Source organism: Leptospira haakeii, from assembly GCF_002812045.1.
Classification (GTDB): Bacteria; Spirochaetota; Leptospiria; order Leptospirales; family Leptospiraceae; genus Leptospira_B; species Leptospira_B haakeii.
The window spans coordinates 73,240-90,183 of sequence record NZ_NPEG01000008.1 but is presented as its reverse complement, the minus strand read 5'-3'; the positions used below and the strand labels follow the sequence as shown (position 1 = coordinate 90,183).

Below are 16,944 nucleotides of genomic sequence, written 5' to 3'. Positions count from 1 at the left end.
TTGAAAAAATAAGGGACTCCCCGGTCGCTTAATAAAAAGAACCGACTACCCGGACCCTTCAAAACCCGCTCTTAATCGAATAAAAAATGAATACAGGAAGGTCTTCCTTCCAAATCCAATAACGGTATTCCATGGCTAACCCAAGACGAGACTCCAAGCCCCGAAACAACTATCAAAACAACAATAACGACGCACAAAACGATAATAACGAAGAAGAACCGAATTTACCGGAAGATGATCCGGAAACAGCGGAGATTCGTTCTCGTAAAAGACGTCGCGGTTCCTACGAGGGACCTACACCTGCTCCTATAGATCTAGTAGCACTTAAAAAAACATCCATCGCGGAACTAATCGAAGTCGCTAAGAACCTTGGCGTAGAGAACACCGGCGGACTAAAAAAGCAAAACTTAATATTCGCCATCCTACAAGCCCAAGCAGAAAGGGAAGGACAGGTCCATGCAGCTGGAGTTATGGAAAGACTTCCGGATGGATATGGATTCTTACGTTCCCCGGATTATAACTATGTTCCGGGACCGGATGATATTTATGTATCTCCTTCTCAGATCAAATTATTCGGGCTAAGAACGGGAGACACAGTCGAAGGACAGATCCGTCCTCCTAAAGAATCCGAAAGATTCTTCGCAATGCTTCGTGTGGAAACCGTAAACGGATACACACCGGATGTAGCAAGCAAACGTGCGTTATTCGACAACTTAACTCCTTTATATCCGAACGAAAGATTGAGAATGGAGCATGATCCTTCTCAGTTGGATACTCGGATCGTAGATCTGATGTGCCCGATCGGAAAAGGACAAAGAGCACTTATCGTTGCGCCACCTAGAACAGGTAAAACAATCCTGATGCAGAACGTGGCAAACGCGATCACGAGCAACCACCCGGAAGTAACTCTAATCGTACTACTCATAGATGAACGTCCGGAAGAAGTAACAGACATGGCCCGTAACGTAAGGGGAGAAGTGGTATCTTCCACATTCGACGAACCTGCTACCCGCCACGTACAAGTTGCAGAGATGGTGATCGAAAAGGCGAAAAGACTGGTGGAACACGGAAGAGATGTGGTCATTCTACTCGACTCGATCACTCGTTTAGCCCGAGCTTATAACCAAGTGATCCCTACTTCCGGAAAAATACTCTCCGGTGGTGTGGACTCAAACGCACTTCACAAACCGAAAAGATTCTTCGGGGCCGCTCGAAACATAGAAGAAGGCGGATCACTTACGATCATCGCGACCGCTCTTGTGGACACCGGATCCAAAATGGACGAGGTTATCTTCGAGGAGTTCAAAGGTACGGGTAATATGGAGATCCACCTGGATCGAAAACTCTCTGACAAGAGGATTTTCCCAGCAATCGACATCAATAAGTCCGGAACCAGGAAGGAAGAGCTACTATTACCTAAGGAAACCCTCCAGAAGGTCTTTGTGCTCCGAAAAGTGCTTTCTCCCATGAGCATCACAGAAAGCATGGAATTATTACTCGAGAAGATGAGACAGTCTAAGACTAACGAGAGCTTCTTGGGTAGTATGAACGCCTAAAAGGTTCCGAAAAGGGGACAACATGAAAACAGACATTCATCCAAAATACGCTGACGCCAAAATTCGCTGCGCTTGTGGGGCTGTATACGAGACTCGTACTACTGTTGGAGATATCCACGTAGAAATTTGCTCTAACTGCCACCCATACTTCACCGGAAAATCCAAAATTCTGGATACAACCGGTCGTGTGGACAAGTTCAAGAAAAAATACAAAATCTCTTAATCGAGGTTTTAGGTTTGGGGGCGTCCCCTTCGCAAAGCTTTATGGCTTCGCGAAGGTCGCGCTGCTCCGGACTTTGGTCGCTTCGCGACTGCTTCGCATCCTCCACATCGCTGACGCGAACAAAAAAGAAATCTCCCCGCTTAAAAGTGCTTTCCTGCTCTATCAACAAAGTCTAATCTAAGAAAGGCAATCATCATGTCAGTAATGGATTTTAACAGATATAAAGAGATCAACGACCAAAGATTAAACTATAGAGAAATGGAAGACGCCACAGTTGTTTCCAACTATAGAAACGTAGGTTGTGGAGACGGTTATCGTATTTATCTCAAGATAGACGATAACAGAAAAGTCACTGATGCAAGTTATACTACCACTGGTTGCGGGTTCGGGATCGTTGCACTTGCAATGGCAACAGAGATCGCTAAGGGAAAGACCATTGACGAACTCAAAAACGTCACCACTGACGATGTAGAAAAACAATTCGAGTTCCCTGAACGCCGTAAAAATTATCCTGAGTCTGCAGTAGCAGCTCTCCAACAAGCAATCCATGATTACGAGACCGGAGCAGGAGTTCCGAAAGAAAGAAGGATCACTGCTGCCAAAGCAAAAGAGATTCTTGCGGAAACTGGAAGCCTAAAAGGTCAGGACTTATCTTCTATCATATTAGAAAAAGAAGATCTACACGGAGTGGATTTCTCCGGAGCGAACTTAAACAACGCATTCTTAACCAATTGCAATTTTGCTGGCGCTAATTTCGAAGGTGCACGTTTACGTGGAGCCTTCTTAAATGGAGCCGATTTAACCGGTGCCAATTTTAAAGGTGCCGATTTACGTTGGGCAAAACTCGCAGGAGCAAAAATAGAAGGCGCGGACTTTACCGACGCAATCTATGATATCGGAACCAGAGTAGACCAAAGACAAATTCATATTTTCTCTTCCATGAAGAAGGAAGGAAAAGACATTTATATGGAGAAACATGAAGCCGGGTGATAAAGCTAAACTAACCAAAAGAAGTTTTCTTTTAAAAGGAGTGATCGTACTCACCGGCGCTCAGGTAGAGATCCAAGAAATCAACGGAGACAAAGTTTCCGTTCTTTATAACGATAGAGAAGGTTATCCACACACAATCGAAGATCTTTCTCTCGCAGATCTTGCGCCGATAGAATAATTATTCTACTGTACGAGACAAATCTCCGCGTCTCCGCGTCTTTGCGCCTCTGCTGCTCTACATCACTGAGCAAAACGAACCAAAAATCAAAAAATTTCTGATAACAAACTGAAGATACTGTCTTACTTCGCCATTTACAGGAATTTATACAGTATGACCCGAGGGATTATTCTATTCTTTCTTTTTATAGGATTTTTAAGTGCAGAAGATCAAATTCCATCTCTCATGCCGGTTCCTGTAGGAGGAAATTTCTGCAGGTATATAGATGAAGAGGGCGAGTTTAAGCTTAAAACATATTATAGATGCACCGATTTCGAATCCGATCTCGCCGTCGTTTACAACAGGGATTATTCTTATGCTCTAATCGATAAAAACGGAAAGGAGATCCGAAAGTTACCTTCCGGCTATGAATATATAGGAGTGAAGAATGGAAAAATCAAGATTCGAAAAGGTTGGCTTTTCGGAATATTAAATATAGATGGAAGCGTCTTCATAAAACCTGAATATTTTTCTTTAGGATATGAATACGACGGAAGAATCGCATACTGTATAAAACAATTCCGGAATTGCGGGTATCTAGATTCTAATGGAAGAAAAAAAATCGGCGGAGATTTTTTCGGAGTAAATGATTTCAAAAATGGTGCTGCAAAAATTATAGTTGATGAGAATCGGGCGGAGATCATAAATCCGGAAGGGCAAAAAATTTTACCGGCGGGAACCGAGGCTCCTTGTGGAGTAGGGGAAGGATTTTTTCCGTTAATTTCCAGTTCGAATAAAGAGATCCGTTATTATAGTTTAGATGGAAAATGGAAAGATCTACCAAGCGGAATAAGATTGGTGTCAGTCTTTTCAGAAGGATATTCCTTTTTCTTTAAGGACAAATCTTTCGGGGTCTTAGATGAAAAGTTCGAGATCGTTTGGGAAAAACCGTTTCCGGAACTGAATAAACTTTTCATTTATGAGCATACTCCTGTAACGGATATAGACAGACAATATTCTATATGTTATTCACCATATCAATATCGATCCGGATTTGCACTGGTATCTCGAAAGGAACCGCAATATCAGATGGAATTTTTAGACCCGAAGGGTAATCCGCTCGGGTCCATAGGATTTACAAATGCGGAAAATTTTCGGGGAAACTTCGCCAAAGTAGAAATCGCAAGAAATCAGATCGGTATCTTAAATCGTTCTGGAAAAATTATTTACACATACTTAAAAATAAATTAAATCCATTTGGTGTTTCTTTTGGGAATCTTCGATCCTTCCTCTGTGGCTTTGTGCCTCTACCTGAAAACTGCTCTCCGTCTCCTTAGAAATAGAGATTGCAATTTGCCCTAAAAAGATTCTTTAGAGAAAGTGATCCGATCTTTAAAAGGAACCTATCTATTCTTCCTTTCGACCGTATTCTTGTTTGATTGTGGAACAGCCACTTATTCCACGATCTCTTATTCCAAATACGAACAAATCAGAGCTGTTCGTGAAAACGCGATCTCTTCCGAAAATTTAAGCCTGATCACTACCAGATTTTTAAAAAGTAACGATCTATATAAAAGATACCAAGAGGCCCCGAGAGTGGTCATTTACGATTTGGACAACAGACTCGTAGCGTTAAAAACCAGAGAACTTGCGTATTATCTGTCCGAATTATGTTATCATGTCGGATCCGAATTGGACCTTGAAGATCCTATGTTCGCAAGGATGTTTGCTTCTTCTCTGGTATATTCTTATACGTATCTATTTGATAAAAAGGCAATCCCTGCAGCAGATCCATTCTCTATGGAGTTTAGATTTGCATTAGAAACATATAATAGATCTCTTGCTCAATTAGTTCGATTTGCCAAAAGGAATAGAAAACTCGCCAATCTAACCGATCTAAATCTTCCGCTCATAAGAGGTGCACTCTCCATGACTAGGGCAGAAGTGGAAACCGCTTGGACCCCCAAAAATTTCTTAGAGGTTGAAGTCGCTTATGATTATAAAAATGCAGGATTCTCCAACCAGATCAGTAAATTCGGAATAGGAACTCCTCTTATCCTGATCCGAAAACATCCTGAAAAAGAACCGGAAGAAAGAAGGAAATATGAATTCGTAGCCGGGGTAGGCCAAGCCTATCCCGGAACGGCACTTCTGACTTTGGAAGAATCTTATTTAGAAAATCGTAATTTAACTTTAAGGGCGGTAATCCATCTTTACGATCCTGTGCATAGGGACAGGGTCCAATTTTCTGGATTAGATTTGCCAATGGAAAGTGATACGACCACTCCTTTGGCATATATGTTGTCAGGGGCGGAAAAGAGGGACGGTTTTTTTGCAAAGTTCGACGGAGAGGTGGCCTTAGAAAGAAAGGGACTCTATCTGGTATATCCTTACAAAAAAGGGAAGATCCCAGTGGTGTTTGTACATGGGCTTGCATCTTCTCCTTTTATTTGGTTCCCTATGATCAACGAACTTTTGGCGGATCCTAAGATCAAGGACAACTATCAGTTCTGGGTGTATTGGTATCCTACCGGAAACCCGATCACAATTTCCGCGGCGGATTTTAGGGATACACTTAGGGATTTACGAAAAACGTATGATCCGAAAGGGGAAGATTTTTCCTTCGATAAGATGATGATCGTAGGTCATAGTATGGGTGGACTTCTATCCAAACTAATGGTAACTAGAAGTAAAAAAGAAGATTGGATGAAAGTTGCAAATGTTTCTCCGGAAAAATTCGAATCACTTAACTCGGAGTCAAAACAGGAAGTAAAAAGAGTATTTGAATTTAAACCGCTGCCCTTTGTGAAAAGGGTGGTATTTATAGCTACACCACATAGAGGTTCTAATCTTGCTGAAGGATTTTTAGCCTCTATCGCACGGATCTTATTCGTACTTCCAAAAGGTGCTCTTCATAATATAGGAAAAGCCTACAAATTTTTAACCTCCGATTCAGAAGAGGAATCTATCCTTCCGGAAACCTACGGAGTAGACGGGCTCTCTCCGAATAGTTTATTCATGAAAGTCACTGGAGAGTTAAAACCTGAGGTTCCTTTTCATTCAATCATTGGGAATTCTAAGTTTAGAGATCTGGAATGGATCAATGATTCTGTAGTTTCTTATGATAGCTCTCATATAGACGGAGCGGAATCCGAACTTCTGATAGATTCGGACCATTCTGTCCAAGATCATATGCCCACCATTCTGGAAATCAAAAGAATTCTCTGGGAACATTCCGGGATTAGAAATCATATTTCCAAATAATATTATATTTTATTAATATTAAATAGAATATGTATCTATTAAATATTCGAAAATGGATATCCAATATGGAATACAAGAGGCTTCCTATATTCAATTTGGGATAAGAACATTTTTCTATATTTAAAATTTATATGTCTGTATTAACGGTGCCGAACGTTAGTGTTGTCAGAAGAGAGAAGCTCCAGGTGGGGCTTACGCAAAATAGAAAGCGAATCAACTCGGATCGGCAGCGTGATGGAAATTCCTTGGTCAGTGCGCTGTCGGTCTTTTCTTTTTATGCTTATTATGCACTTGTTCCATTCTCTTTTCTCGCGGATGTAATCACATATCCAATCCAATTCGCTTATAAAATTATCTCTGCGTTAGGAGCATTAAGAGCTCTTGGATTTCGGGAAGAGATCCGAGAATTCGAAATCCAATTTAAAGAAATAAAAGCGGGATAGATGAGCGATCTAAAAAGGTATCTTAGTTTGAATTCATACCCTTCCAAAGCCAGTCGAAGGATTCGGAAAGTGTTTGGTCGAGATCTCCTTCTAAAAGCCAAAGATTTTTGTTCAAAAATGCCTCTTTCACTTCTTTGGGTGGATTATGATGTTGCCAAAGCATCAGACCTAAAAAGTAAAAACGTAATATAAATTTTCTGGCATTTGCGATTGTAAGTCCGGTTTCTCTAGAGAGCCAGATCCTTGCTAATTCATCTATTCCGTCGGAAGTATTCTTTTTGAATTCGTACAAAAAGTCCTGATCTACGTTACTTTCTAGAATTCCTGGAATAATCAACCCTACGAACATAAAAATTTCGTTCTGTGAAAACTGATGAATGATCTTTTCTTTTAACTTGGCTAAAGAATATTCAGGGCCTTGCAGTAGTTTTCTCATTTCCTTAAAAAAGGATTCCGTTTCTTGCAAATGAAGTGTTAGAAAAATTTCTTCCCTGGTCTTGAAATAAAAATAGATCACACCCTTAGTGACACCTGCGGCTTCCGCGATCTCCTGGGTGCTGGGCAGAGGATGTTTTTGTTTCACCAGAAGCTCTCGCAAGGCAGCCACGATGGACTGCTTGCGGATTTCCTTTTCTTCCGGTCTTCTGGCTCTTTTTTTATCCACTCTCAGGAAACTATACGGCAGCGGACAACATCCAGTCAACCGTCTCTTTGAGTGATTTTTTGACAGGCATCGGTTTCCATTGGAATTCTTTCGATAATCTATCCGAGTTGTATTCTTGTTTTCTTTGCAAATAATCTTGCACTATCTCGGAATTGATTTGTCTGTCCAACCCTGTGACCGCATGCTTAAACGCATCCAGATACGGCATGACTCGAACGATAAATGAAGGAAGTTCCTTTCCGGTTGTTTTTGCCTTAGGATGGATCTCTTTGACTAATTTACAAACTTGAGAAACGGATAGAGTTTCCCCGGTTGCAATGTATCTTCCTTGTGCAGAAGGATTTTCATAAGCCAAGATATGCGCCATCGCGACGTCTCTTACATCCACATACGAAAAAGTCATTTTAGGTGCGAATGGAAGTTGTCCTTTTAGAATGTCCTGTATCAGCTTCAAAGAAGAAGTAGGTTGGGTAAACTGTGGGCCCAAAATAGTTCCAGGTAGAACAGTTACTAAATTTAAACCTAATTTTTTAGAAATCTCCCAAGCTAATTTTTCAGATTGGGTTTTGGAAATTGCATAAGGCTCCTTTGCAGAATCATTCCAAGTGGATTCGTTCAGAGGAGATTCTCCTTCTGCAATTGTTCCAACAGCGGCGATACTGGACGTATATACTACCTTTTTGATCCCAGCATTATGTGCTTCTTCCAAAATGTTTCTGGTTCCGTTTATATTCGGCTCCACAACTTCTTTTTGCGGATCTTTAGCGGTCAAATTAAACGCCGCAGCCACTTGGAAGAGACCATCTTGTCCTTGGAGAGCCTTACGAAGAGATTCTCTATCACCCAAATCAGCGGAGACTAATTTCACTCCTAACTTTTTCAAGTTAGCTGTTTTCCTGGAATCATTCGCGTCTCGAACCGCTGCCGTTACCTCATAACCTCTTTCCTGAAGAAGTTTTACTAAAGAAAAACCCAGATGCCCACTCGCACCAGTTACTAATACTTTTTGCATGAGTTCCTACCTACCTAATTAATATACCATTGGACTATAAATAATATACTAATAGTCAATTATTTTTTAAAAAAAGAACCTCCGAACGGAGCTTTGCAAGAAATTTGTAAGCTGTCAATCTGGCATATTTTTATAAGTAATGAAAAGTTGGTTCTAGTTAAGGAGTCTTTTTCATTTCGTTTAACAATTATAAATTATCTCACAAATTGGAAAGGTATTCCGATTAGCATTCCTTCTTGTCAATGAACTCGCTTTAAAAAATATGTCTTAACTCTCTCAGCTAAATGCAAGGAGAGTAACGTTCTAATTGGAAGGTTGAATCACTTCGCGTGAAATCGATTTACTTTATTACAATATTATTACTTACTACATCTTTGGCTTCTCAGGAAAATATTACGAATCCTGTAAATACTAACCCATCGGTCCAAGGATCCGAAAACACAGGTCCGGTCTCGGAACCGAATAAAACCCCAGCTTCTTCTAAAAAGATTTCAGAGCTGGGGTTTAGGATCATGAAATCGGAATATGATCCATATATATACCAATCGAATGCGAATATAGCGCAACAACAGGTGAATCGTGACTTTAATCTGACTGGAAATGTTCGAACTATTTACCCTTTGTATTTCAAATTTATAGATGAAGAAAAAAAGTATGGAGTAGAATTCTTATTTTCCCAAAACGCTCTCACAAAGGCTCATTATTATTATATTTTTGGGAATGATACAGGTTATGGGTTTAGAAGGAGAGACGTTTCTGATTTAGAAAGAAGCGATTACAAATTAAATTATTTATCTTATGCTCTGACTCCTTTTGGGGAAAAATTATATTTCGGAGCCGGATTGAGGAAGATAGATACTAGTATGTGGTCCGGAAGTTTATCCGGAATCGGATCTGAAAGAATCCGTAGCGTAGGTCCTCAGGTAGCGATTAAAAGTAATTTACGTTTATATGATTCTCTTTATTTAAATTTTAGTTTGGAGTTTTATTATACGGAAGGGCGTAGAAGTTTGAGCTGGCAAGGTTATAATACTCTTTTAGAATGGACAGGATCAAGCTTCGAGGAATTCGCTTTTTTATATAAGGAATATTCTCATCATAATACTATGGGAGTGTTTAGGGGTTCCGAGCTTGATATTTCCTTTTCTTATATCTTTTTCGAAAAATATAAATTATACTTCGGCTATAACTATAATAGATCTAATTTTTCCTATAAAAATTATTCGGATCAGTATATTACTTATTATCAATTTACGGATGCGACTAATATTTATCCCCAGACTCCTGATTCGGGACGGGAGAAGATTCGAGGTTATTATTTCGGGATTTCTGCAGTTTTTTAGGCTTACTTTGAATTTCCCTTCTGCTTTCTGTAGAGAGCGGGCGACATTCCGATAAACTTTACAAACTGAGAATGAAAGGTGGATTTAGAATTAAAACCCACTGCGAATGCTATATCTAAAACTGAACTATCTGATTCTTCTATTAGACGTTTGCAAGCTTCTTGCACTCTGTATCGATTGATTAGTTCGTAAAAATTCATTTTGTGAACTTCGTTTAAATATCTGGAAGTTTGGTGCAAATTTAATCCAAGTTCCGCTGCCAAGTCCACAAGTCTCAATTCGCTGTCTCTGTATAAGTTTTTGGTCTCTAAGAGTTCTTTCAATTTTGAATTTGCCGCTTCTATCTCTTTGGAGAGAAGTGGGGTATTTTGGTATTTTGCACTTTGGATGACTTGGGTGATCTCGTTGAAAAATCCAGGATGCCTTTCTCGAACTAAGAAGAGTAGAAGGACCATTATGCAAATAAGGGACGCTCCTAGATCGAACAAATATTTATTCTTTAGAAAATAGGCGGTTCCTATAAAACTATTCGCGAATACCGGTAGGAGTAATACGAGCCATACCAGTTTTAACTCGTACATTTCATATCTTCTGCTAACCTTGTGATAAAGATACAGGCAGAATAGTGAATAGACGGAGACCTGGATGCTTGCGATAAAACTTCCTAAATGAGCCCAATCTAATCTGAATTCTTTGGCTCCTTGTATTATCTGAGCTTTCAGTTCTGAACTATTTTGGGAAAAGAAAATACATTCAAAAATAGTGAATAATAGCACAGGCGAAAAATGTAATCCGTAGCGGATGAGTTTTTCTTTCGGACTTTCTTCTTCCGTTTCTAAGAAGGAGCGAATGTAGGTGTAGATCAGAGGCCCTACGAAAAGTACGCTTGTGTGTAAGAAAATAAATAAATAAGGAAATTCTAATAGATCATCCTGTAGATACCAGGAATACCTAAGCAGAATTGTTCCGGTTAGGGTCATGATCAGTACCAAGATCCTATTTCCGGAACCCGGCCGGATAATTTCCAGATAAGCGTATAAAAATGCGGCTCCTGCTCCGAATTGTAGGAATTTCAGAAAAAATATATGTAGGTATTCCATAGGTTGTATTTCGGGCCGGATGCTATTTGATTCTTTGAGCGGTATTCTGCAACTCGCTTTCGCTGCATTGTTTCTTCGCTCTCTATTGGGCACTGCGGCAGGGATACGAAGGGGAAGTCCGAAGGACCGAAGCGATAGCGTAGCCCGAAGTAGCCCGGTTCCGAACGTTAGTGAGGAAGCCGCCCTAAATTTTTATCTAAATAATTTGTAGGAGCTCCTACATAAGGCAAATTTCCGTGCAAGAGGTCCGATCCGATAAGTTTGGCTATCCGAACCTATGGAGGCGGTCGATGGCCATGAGAATATCTGGTAAGATTGGCCCATGAATTCGGAAACGTATCCACTAGCAGTATTACAGCTCAAGGGTTCCCAAGAAGAGATGGGAAGACAATTTGGCGAGATCATGAATGAGATCGGGCAGTTTGAGCCGATCTTTGATTTTTATCCTGTGATGGCCCGCAATCTTCTATTGGGGAGCTTACCTCGCGGCAACCGGAATTTTTTGGCGAAGGGTGTGACTTCTTTTTTGGTGAACTGGATGTCTAGAAGAATGATGAAGCATAGACCTTCTGAGTTCTCTGCTAGGACAATTGCTGCTCTAACTTCTGCGGGTCGTTCTGCGAAATTAGAAAAGGAACTTTTTACTATGGATTCCTTCCAGAACTCCGTTGGATTTTTGGGTATGATCCAGCTTCTTCCTGAGCTGGCACATATGAGTCCGGGTAGAAGCCCTCAGATGATCCCTGCTTGCACGAGTGTCGCAGTTTGGGGAGATCAAAGTCAGGACGGTAAATTATATCATGCACGCAATTTCGATTTTCCTGGTGTAGAAGTTTGGGATAAACGTCCGATCGTTGTTTTCTGTACTCCTGAAAAAGGTTTACGTTATGGTTATATTGCATGTAGGGGTGCGGATGTTCCTGGGATCACCGCTTTCAATGAGGCCGGCCTTACAATCGCGTTCCACACTCGCTTTCATAAAAAAATAGGTTTTAACGGTTTGGGAGTGATCGATTTCGGTCATAAGATCATTTCAGAAGCAAGATCTATCGAAGAAGCGGTGAGTATCGCTAAAAAACATAAGATCAATTCTACTTGGGGTCTGATCGTTACAAATCATAAGGAGAAGGGACCGAAGGCTGCGATCATTGAGACAAATTACGGTAATGTAGATGTGGTTTATCCTAATTTAGGAAAAGATCATATTGTAAATACAAACCATTATCAAAGTGAAAAGTTACAAGAAGGGGAGATTATGGCTGCTCCTGTTTTCTATCATCATTGTATCAGTCGTTTCGATCGAGCAGAACAGCTTCTGTCTTCCCAAAGGAAGAAAAAGGGAACCAGTGTAGTTGATCTTCAGAATCTTTTGGATGATACTATCGATTGTTCCAGCGGAGAAGTTCGCACAATGGGTTCTACGATCCGTCAAATCACTTCGGTTAAGTCCGTGGTGATGAGTGCAGAAGCCCGCAAAATTTTTGTCTCCGTCGGTACCGCCCCCACTAGTAGCGGTCCTTATATGGAAATTCCGATGGCTTGGGGTGAACCCGGTTATAAACTTTTGGATCTTTCTGATTCCAAAAAAGGAAAAGAGAAGAAGGTCTCGAAGTCTAATGACCTTAAGGTAGGATCTGCAATTCGACATTATAAAAAAGCAATGCTTATAAATGACGATCCAAGTATGGGCGGAATTGATGATATTCTTCTGGAATTGCAAACGGCAAACGAAGAATTTACAGGAAAGGATCCTTCTATCCTATTCTTAGAAGCAATTTTATATCTGGAAAAAGGGAATCTGAATAAGGCTGCGTTCTTATTGGAACAAGCTGAAAGTTTGGAGACTTCTTCTTTCAGAAAACAGCAAAGTGCGTTGTGGCTGGCGAGAACTCAGTCAGTTTTGGGTAAACAAAAGATAGCAGATCATTTCTACGATAAGATCAAAAATTCTAAAACGGAATTTTCTACTCAGGTTTGGAAACAGAAAGCGTTTCAAGATAAGGGTAAATATTCCGCTAAGAAGTTGAGACAGGTTTCTCCGAACTTTATTATCGTAGAAGCGAACGAGCTTTAAGCGAAAGGAAAATCAGTGGCTGGTTTCGCTAGCCACTGATTCTCTCTCCATCCACATTCCCGAGTCTTTAATCAGTTGTACTAGTCTTTCGTCGGCTTCTTCGGATGGAACGTTTTTAAGTACGATTTCTTTTCCCCGATATAAATGTACTTTGCCCGGGCCTGCACCTACGTAACCGAAATCTGCATCCGCCATTTCTCCAGGGCCGTTTACGATACAACCCATAACTGCTATCTTGACCCCTTTTAAGTGGCCTGTTTTTTCTTTGATACGTGCAGTTGTGGTTTGCAGATCGAATAGAGTTCTTCCGCAGGAAGGGCAGGAGATGTATTCCGTTTTTGTGAGTCTTAATCTGGTTGCTTGTAGGATATCAAACCCGAGTTGTAAAACTGCCTCTGGTTCACTATCGATTACTTTGATACGAAGCATGTCCCCGATCCCATCGGTCAACATTCCGCCTATCCCGATAGAGGATTCGTATAATGCGGTATCCATGTCTGGATATTCTGCACTCAGGAAGATAGGATAATCAAAATCGCTGAGTATACGTGCTAATTTTCTATAATCGTGTAGTATATGGAAAGTTTGGATGGAGAATGCTACTGATTCTATCCCTGCATTCTTAAATTCTTCAGGAAGTCCTTTTAGGCTTTCGATTTGGTATGCCTGGACGTTAAGTTCCGTAATTCCTTTACCTTCTCGTTTATGCAAAAATTCTAATAAAGAATCCCTATTTTGGAAATGATGGAATGGATCTACTGTTACTTTAGGGAATGGAATCAGATCTTCTAATACGTCTTCCAGTAATAATTCGTTTTGTTCTACTATGACTCCCATCGGAACGGATGAGGATTTACTTGCGGAAATACATTCTTCTCTTAGGAATTCATCCGAAGGAAGTGGTACTGAGACCATTTCCAATTCTAAGGATCTGGATCTTGCATAATTTTTAAGTGAGGAGAGTTCCTGCGAAAATCCGCTTTCGGATTCGAAAGGTAATACTGATTCGATCCGAACTGCATGATTTTCTCCCAGAGAAAGACTTCCTACTTGGATAGGTCTGCTATAAAATCTTTGGTAAGAGTAAGGATTCCTAAATTCAGAGTATCCTTGGCTTTGTGCTTCCGGAAATCTAAGTTTATTATATTTGTCCGCGAGCAATCTTGCGACCGGAACTTCATGAATTGGATCTTCTGTTAAGGAAACTCGGATGGTATCTCCTAATCCGTCTTCCAATAAGGAGCCGATACCGATTGCGGATTTGATCCGTCCGTCTTTTCCGTCTCCTGCTTCTGTCACTCCTAGATGTAATGGATAATCCATCTGCAATTCCATGAAGCGGCTGCATAATAATCTGTAAGCCTGGACCATTACTTGTGGATTGGAAGCTTTCATACTTACTATAATATCTTTATAAGAAAGGCTTTCAGCGATCCGGATAAACTCTATCGCAGATTCCACCATTCCTTGCGGTGTGTCTCCGTATTTATTCATGATACGATCTGATAAGGATCCGTGGTTAGTCCCTATCCTCATGGAGACTCCCAACTCTTTACAACGAAGTACGAGTGGGCTGAATACCTCAGAGATCCTTTCTAACTCTTCTTTGTATTCGAGTTCTGTATAATCTCTGACTGCGAATTTTTTCTTATCAGCGAAGTTGCCTGGATTAATACGGACCTTCTCCACCCATTCTACTGATTTCATCGCAACACTTGGGGTAAAATGGATATCAGCAACTAGAGGGACTTTACTTCCTAACTTTTTAAGTTCTTTTCGAATATTAGGTAAGTTATCTGCATCCGGTTGAGAAGGTACGGTCAATCGAACGATCTCACAACCTGCAGCCTCTAATTCTAAAATTTGTCTAACTGAGTTTTCTGTGTCTCTAGTATCCGCGGTGATCATGGATTGGATGCGGATCGGATTATTTCCGCCTATACCGACATCTCCAACTTTTACCTCTCTGGTTCTACGGCGTTGGTAAGAGAATGGAGAATGATTGTATCGGAAGTTCATGAGTGCTCTCTAGTTCCATTAAGATGGGCCTGAATCACTTGTCATTTAGGATTTTTCCCCAGTAAGCCCGAATCTGAAAGGTTTTTGTGGATTTGTAACAGATTTTACCTCGAGATATAACAGCCAAAAGGGCGGGCAAATTGAATAAATTGACTGGAAAAGCGGAATAGGCAGGATTGCTGGAAACCAATATGAAATTCCTGAAACGTTTTTTTGCTAAGATAGAATCCCCGGAAGACGCGGAGTTTATATTAAATTTTTCTTCTTATATTTTGTTTTTGATCGGGTTTTTGCAAAGTATTCTTTTCTCCTTTCTTTTGGGATCTTTTCGGAACTTCTATATGGATGTTCTCCTTATCTTTATTTTTGGATTAGTGATACGATTTTCCAGAAGTAGGGCGTCGGCCATTCTTCTTTGTGTCTATTCTCTCATCATTCTTATCGGCACAACCTTAACTTGGTTTGGAATTGCGGCTGGTGGTGGAAATAATATATTTCTGGCATTACTTTTACTTCTTCTTTCCATTCGTACTGCCCAAGTAAGTTTTCAATTCCATAAACTTACCGATACAAAACTTGTTTGGAAAAATATTTGGATAAGGCATCTGATCGCGATCGGTTTCGCATTTGTACTTTTTTCTTCCTTCTTCATTTCTTTTATAATGATCTCTAAATTTTTAAGGATTACTGAAATGAGCTCTTTTTATGGAGAAATTATTTTCGAATCCCTTCCCATTTCCTATATTCTTCTTTTACTTCCGGGACTTCCTTGGGCTCAAAAAAGAAGAATGTATACTGTCTCTGAAACTGTTTCTTGAACGTCGGTCTATATTCTGATTTTTGAACATGTTTTTGGTAGAAGGATTTCTGTAGCAAACGTTACGGTAATTTTGAGCTTTTGCTCACTTTTTTTCTGAGAAGATCAAAAAATCTAAAAATAAAATAATCACCACTTGTTGTGCTGTTGACTGGTGGGGAATCTATATACACACATAACGTTCCGATTTGTCCGAAGTTTTGAGATCAAAACATCTGATCAATCCGTATAACAGACGTTTGTTCCTCGATTTGTATCGTTCATTCCGAGCGATTCTGAGAATTTTTTAAATAACTCGGAAAAATATACCAGGGACGAGCTGATTGGGAAAAACATTAGATGGGAATCTTAATGAAGTTCTTAAATAGAAAACAACGTTTTATAAAGATCTTACCGGTGCTCGGGATCTTTTGCGTCTTATATTGTTCCGAGGATGCAAAAAGTATCGCGGAACTTACCGCTGCAGCAAAGGCGGTTTTAGATGGAGTTGCGGCTCCTGTTCCAGTTCCTCCTGGAGATCCAGCTCCCCCGGGCCAGCCTGAAAACGCTCCTGATTTGCAGGATTCTACGATCACTAGTTTTGATATTTCAAGTGGAACAAGCTTTAATGGTTTATTCTCTATCCAATCTATCGATTTTAATTTAGCAGTTCATGATAATACAACCGTCTCCGCGTTTATTGGAGGCCAAAGTATGAAGTTGATGCCTGATAATACTGTGGTAAATTCTTTCTCTCATTGGACAGTTACTTCAGGGCAGCTCGCTCAACCTGGAGCAAATCCACCAGCGTTAATCGGGCCAACTGATAGAAAATTAAAAGTATTGATCGTTGCCAGAAACGAATTTGGAATTTCTTCCAAAGTAAAACAAATTGGGCAATCTCACTTCTGCACTGGAGCGGCGACTCTTCCTGCAACTATAGGAAATTGTGGAACTGTTTGTGCAACTGCAGAAGTAAATGGAGACGATGTAGAGTTTAAGGCGAGGAAAACTATTTCGCAAGATACATTCGATTATCTTTACGTTGATGTTTCCGTTGCTCAGCCGATCTCTTTTTCTATACCTGCAATCCCTTTCAGTTATTTCGAAATATTTGATACGATACCGATCGCAACATATGAAGCAAGCGCTAGTTTGAATCGTAACACTTTCGAATATATGTGCGTAGAAATGGCTTCTTATTCATATGTGGATGGTCCTTTTGCTGACGATTTTATCAGAGGCAAGGTGATTATCCCTTAATATAGATACAAATGCGAAGTTTAGAAAATTTTAATGTTTT

Annotated in this window: 15 protein-coding genes; 11 read left to right on the top strand and 4 right to left on the bottom strand. The window is 40.3% G+C overall.

What is annotated here, in order from left to right:
* The first annotated feature begins 131 nt into the window (after positions 1-131).
* The 7 genes from rho (at position 132) to CH377_RS19610 (ending at position 6,633) form a co-directional block, all read left to right on the top strand.
* The gene (rho, locus tag CH377_RS13350) at positions 132-1,556 is read left to right on the top strand and encodes a transcription termination factor Rho (RefSeq protein ID WP_100709345.1); all 1,425 of its coding nucleotides are present in this window, start codon (positions 132-134) and stop codon (positions 1,554-1,556) included.
* A gap of 22 nt (positions 1,557-1,578) precedes the next feature.
* Positions 1,579-1,779: a 50S ribosomal protein L31 gene (gene rpmE, locus CH377_RS13345; protein ID WP_008592280.1), complete on the top strand. Its 201-nt coding sequence runs from the start codon at positions 1,579-1,581 to the stop codon at positions 1,777-1,779.
* Positions 1,780-1,974: 195 nt separating this feature from the next.
* Positions 1,975-2,769 carry a pentapeptide repeat-containing protein gene (locus tag CH377_RS13340; RefSeq protein WP_100724278.1) on the top strand — a complete coding sequence of 265 codons (795 nt, stop codon included), beginning with the start codon at positions 1,975-1,977 and terminating at the stop codon, positions 2,767-2,769.
* Complete coding sequence (locus CH377_RS13335; RefSeq protein WP_100724277.1) at positions 2,756-2,947, top strand: hypothetical protein; 192 nt, start codon at positions 2,756-2,758, stop codon at positions 2,945-2,947. Before CH377_RS13340 ends, CH377_RS13335 begins: the two co-directional genes overlap by 14 nt.
* Before the next feature lie 153 nt (positions 2,948-3,100).
* Positions 3,101-4,177, top strand: coding sequence for a hypothetical protein (locus CH377_RS13330; RefSeq protein ID WP_100724276.1), 1,077 nt, complete (start codon positions 3,101-3,103; stop codon positions 4,175-4,177).
* Between the two features lie 129 nt (positions 4,178-4,306).
* A complete protein-coding gene (locus CH377_RS13325) occupies positions 4,307-6,190 on the top strand; it encodes an esterase/lipase family protein (RefSeq protein WP_423789912.1) in 1,884 nt (627 codons plus the stop codon).
* Positions 6,191-6,321: 131 nt separating this feature from the next.
* The gene (locus CH377_RS19610) at positions 6,322-6,633 is read left to right on the top strand and encodes a hypothetical protein (RefSeq protein WP_125172175.1); all 312 of its coding nucleotides are present in this window, start codon (positions 6,322-6,324) and stop codon (positions 6,631-6,633) included.
* Positions 6,634-6,655: 22 nt separating this feature from the next.
* Here the strand turns inward: CH377_RS19610 and CH377_RS13315 are convergent, their stop codons facing one another.
* Positions 6,656-7,297, bottom strand: coding sequence for a TetR/AcrR family transcriptional regulator (locus CH377_RS13315; RefSeq protein ID WP_100724274.1), 642 nt, complete (start codon positions 7,295-7,297; stop codon positions 6,656-6,658).
* 10 nt (positions 7,298-7,307) lie between these two features.
* Positions 7,308-8,309 carry an NAD-dependent epimerase/dehydratase family protein gene (locus tag CH377_RS13310; protein ID WP_100724273.1) on the bottom strand — a complete coding sequence of 334 codons (1,002 nt, stop codon included), beginning with the start codon at positions 8,307-8,309 and terminating at the stop codon, positions 7,308-7,310.
* A 329-nt stretch (positions 8,310-8,638) separates the two neighbouring features.
* On the opposite strand from CH377_RS13310, the gene CH377_RS13305 reads away from it, so the two are divergent.
* Positions 8,639-9,652, top strand: a complete 1,014-nt coding sequence (locus CH377_RS13305) for a hypothetical protein (protein ID WP_125172173.1) — start codon at positions 8,639-8,641, stop codon at positions 9,650-9,652.
* A gap of 2 nt (positions 9,653-9,654) precedes the next feature.
* Here CH377_RS13305 and CH377_RS13300 read toward each other — a convergent pair whose 3' ends face one another.
* Positions 9,655-10,752: an AraC family transcriptional regulator gene (locus CH377_RS13300; RefSeq protein ID WP_100724271.1), complete on the bottom strand. Its 1,098-nt coding sequence runs from the start codon at positions 10,750-10,752 to the stop codon at positions 9,655-9,657.
* 322 nt (positions 10,753-11,074) lie between these two features.
* Here CH377_RS13300 and CH377_RS13295 point away from each other — a divergent pair, with 322 nt between their 5' ends.
* Positions 11,075-12,826, top strand: coding sequence for a C45 family autoproteolytic acyltransferase/hydrolase (locus CH377_RS13295; RefSeq protein WP_100724270.1), 1,752 nt, complete (start codon positions 11,075-11,077; stop codon positions 12,824-12,826).
* Positions 12,827-12,838: 12 nt separating this feature from the next.
* On the opposite strand, the gene ispG is transcribed toward CH377_RS13295, so the two are convergent.
* A complete protein-coding gene (ispG, locus tag CH377_RS13290; protein WP_100724269.1) occupies positions 12,839-14,845 on the bottom strand; it encodes a (E)-4-hydroxy-3-methylbut-2-enyl-diphosphate synthase in 2,007 nt (668 codons plus the stop codon).
* A gap of 191 nt (positions 14,846-15,036) precedes the next feature.
* On the opposite strand from ispG, the gene CH377_RS13285 reads away from it, so the two are divergent.
* Positions 15,037-15,663: a hypothetical protein gene (locus CH377_RS13285; RefSeq protein ID WP_243401973.1), complete on the top strand. Its 627-nt coding sequence runs from the start codon at positions 15,037-15,039 to the stop codon at positions 15,661-15,663.
* Positions 15,664-16,013: 350 nt separating this feature from the next.
* Positions 16,014-16,904 carry a hypothetical protein gene (locus tag CH377_RS13280; RefSeq protein ID WP_100724313.1) on the top strand — a complete coding sequence of 297 codons (891 nt, stop codon included), beginning with the start codon at positions 16,014-16,016 and terminating at the stop codon, positions 16,902-16,904.
* Positions 16,905-16,944: the final 40 nt, after the last annotated feature.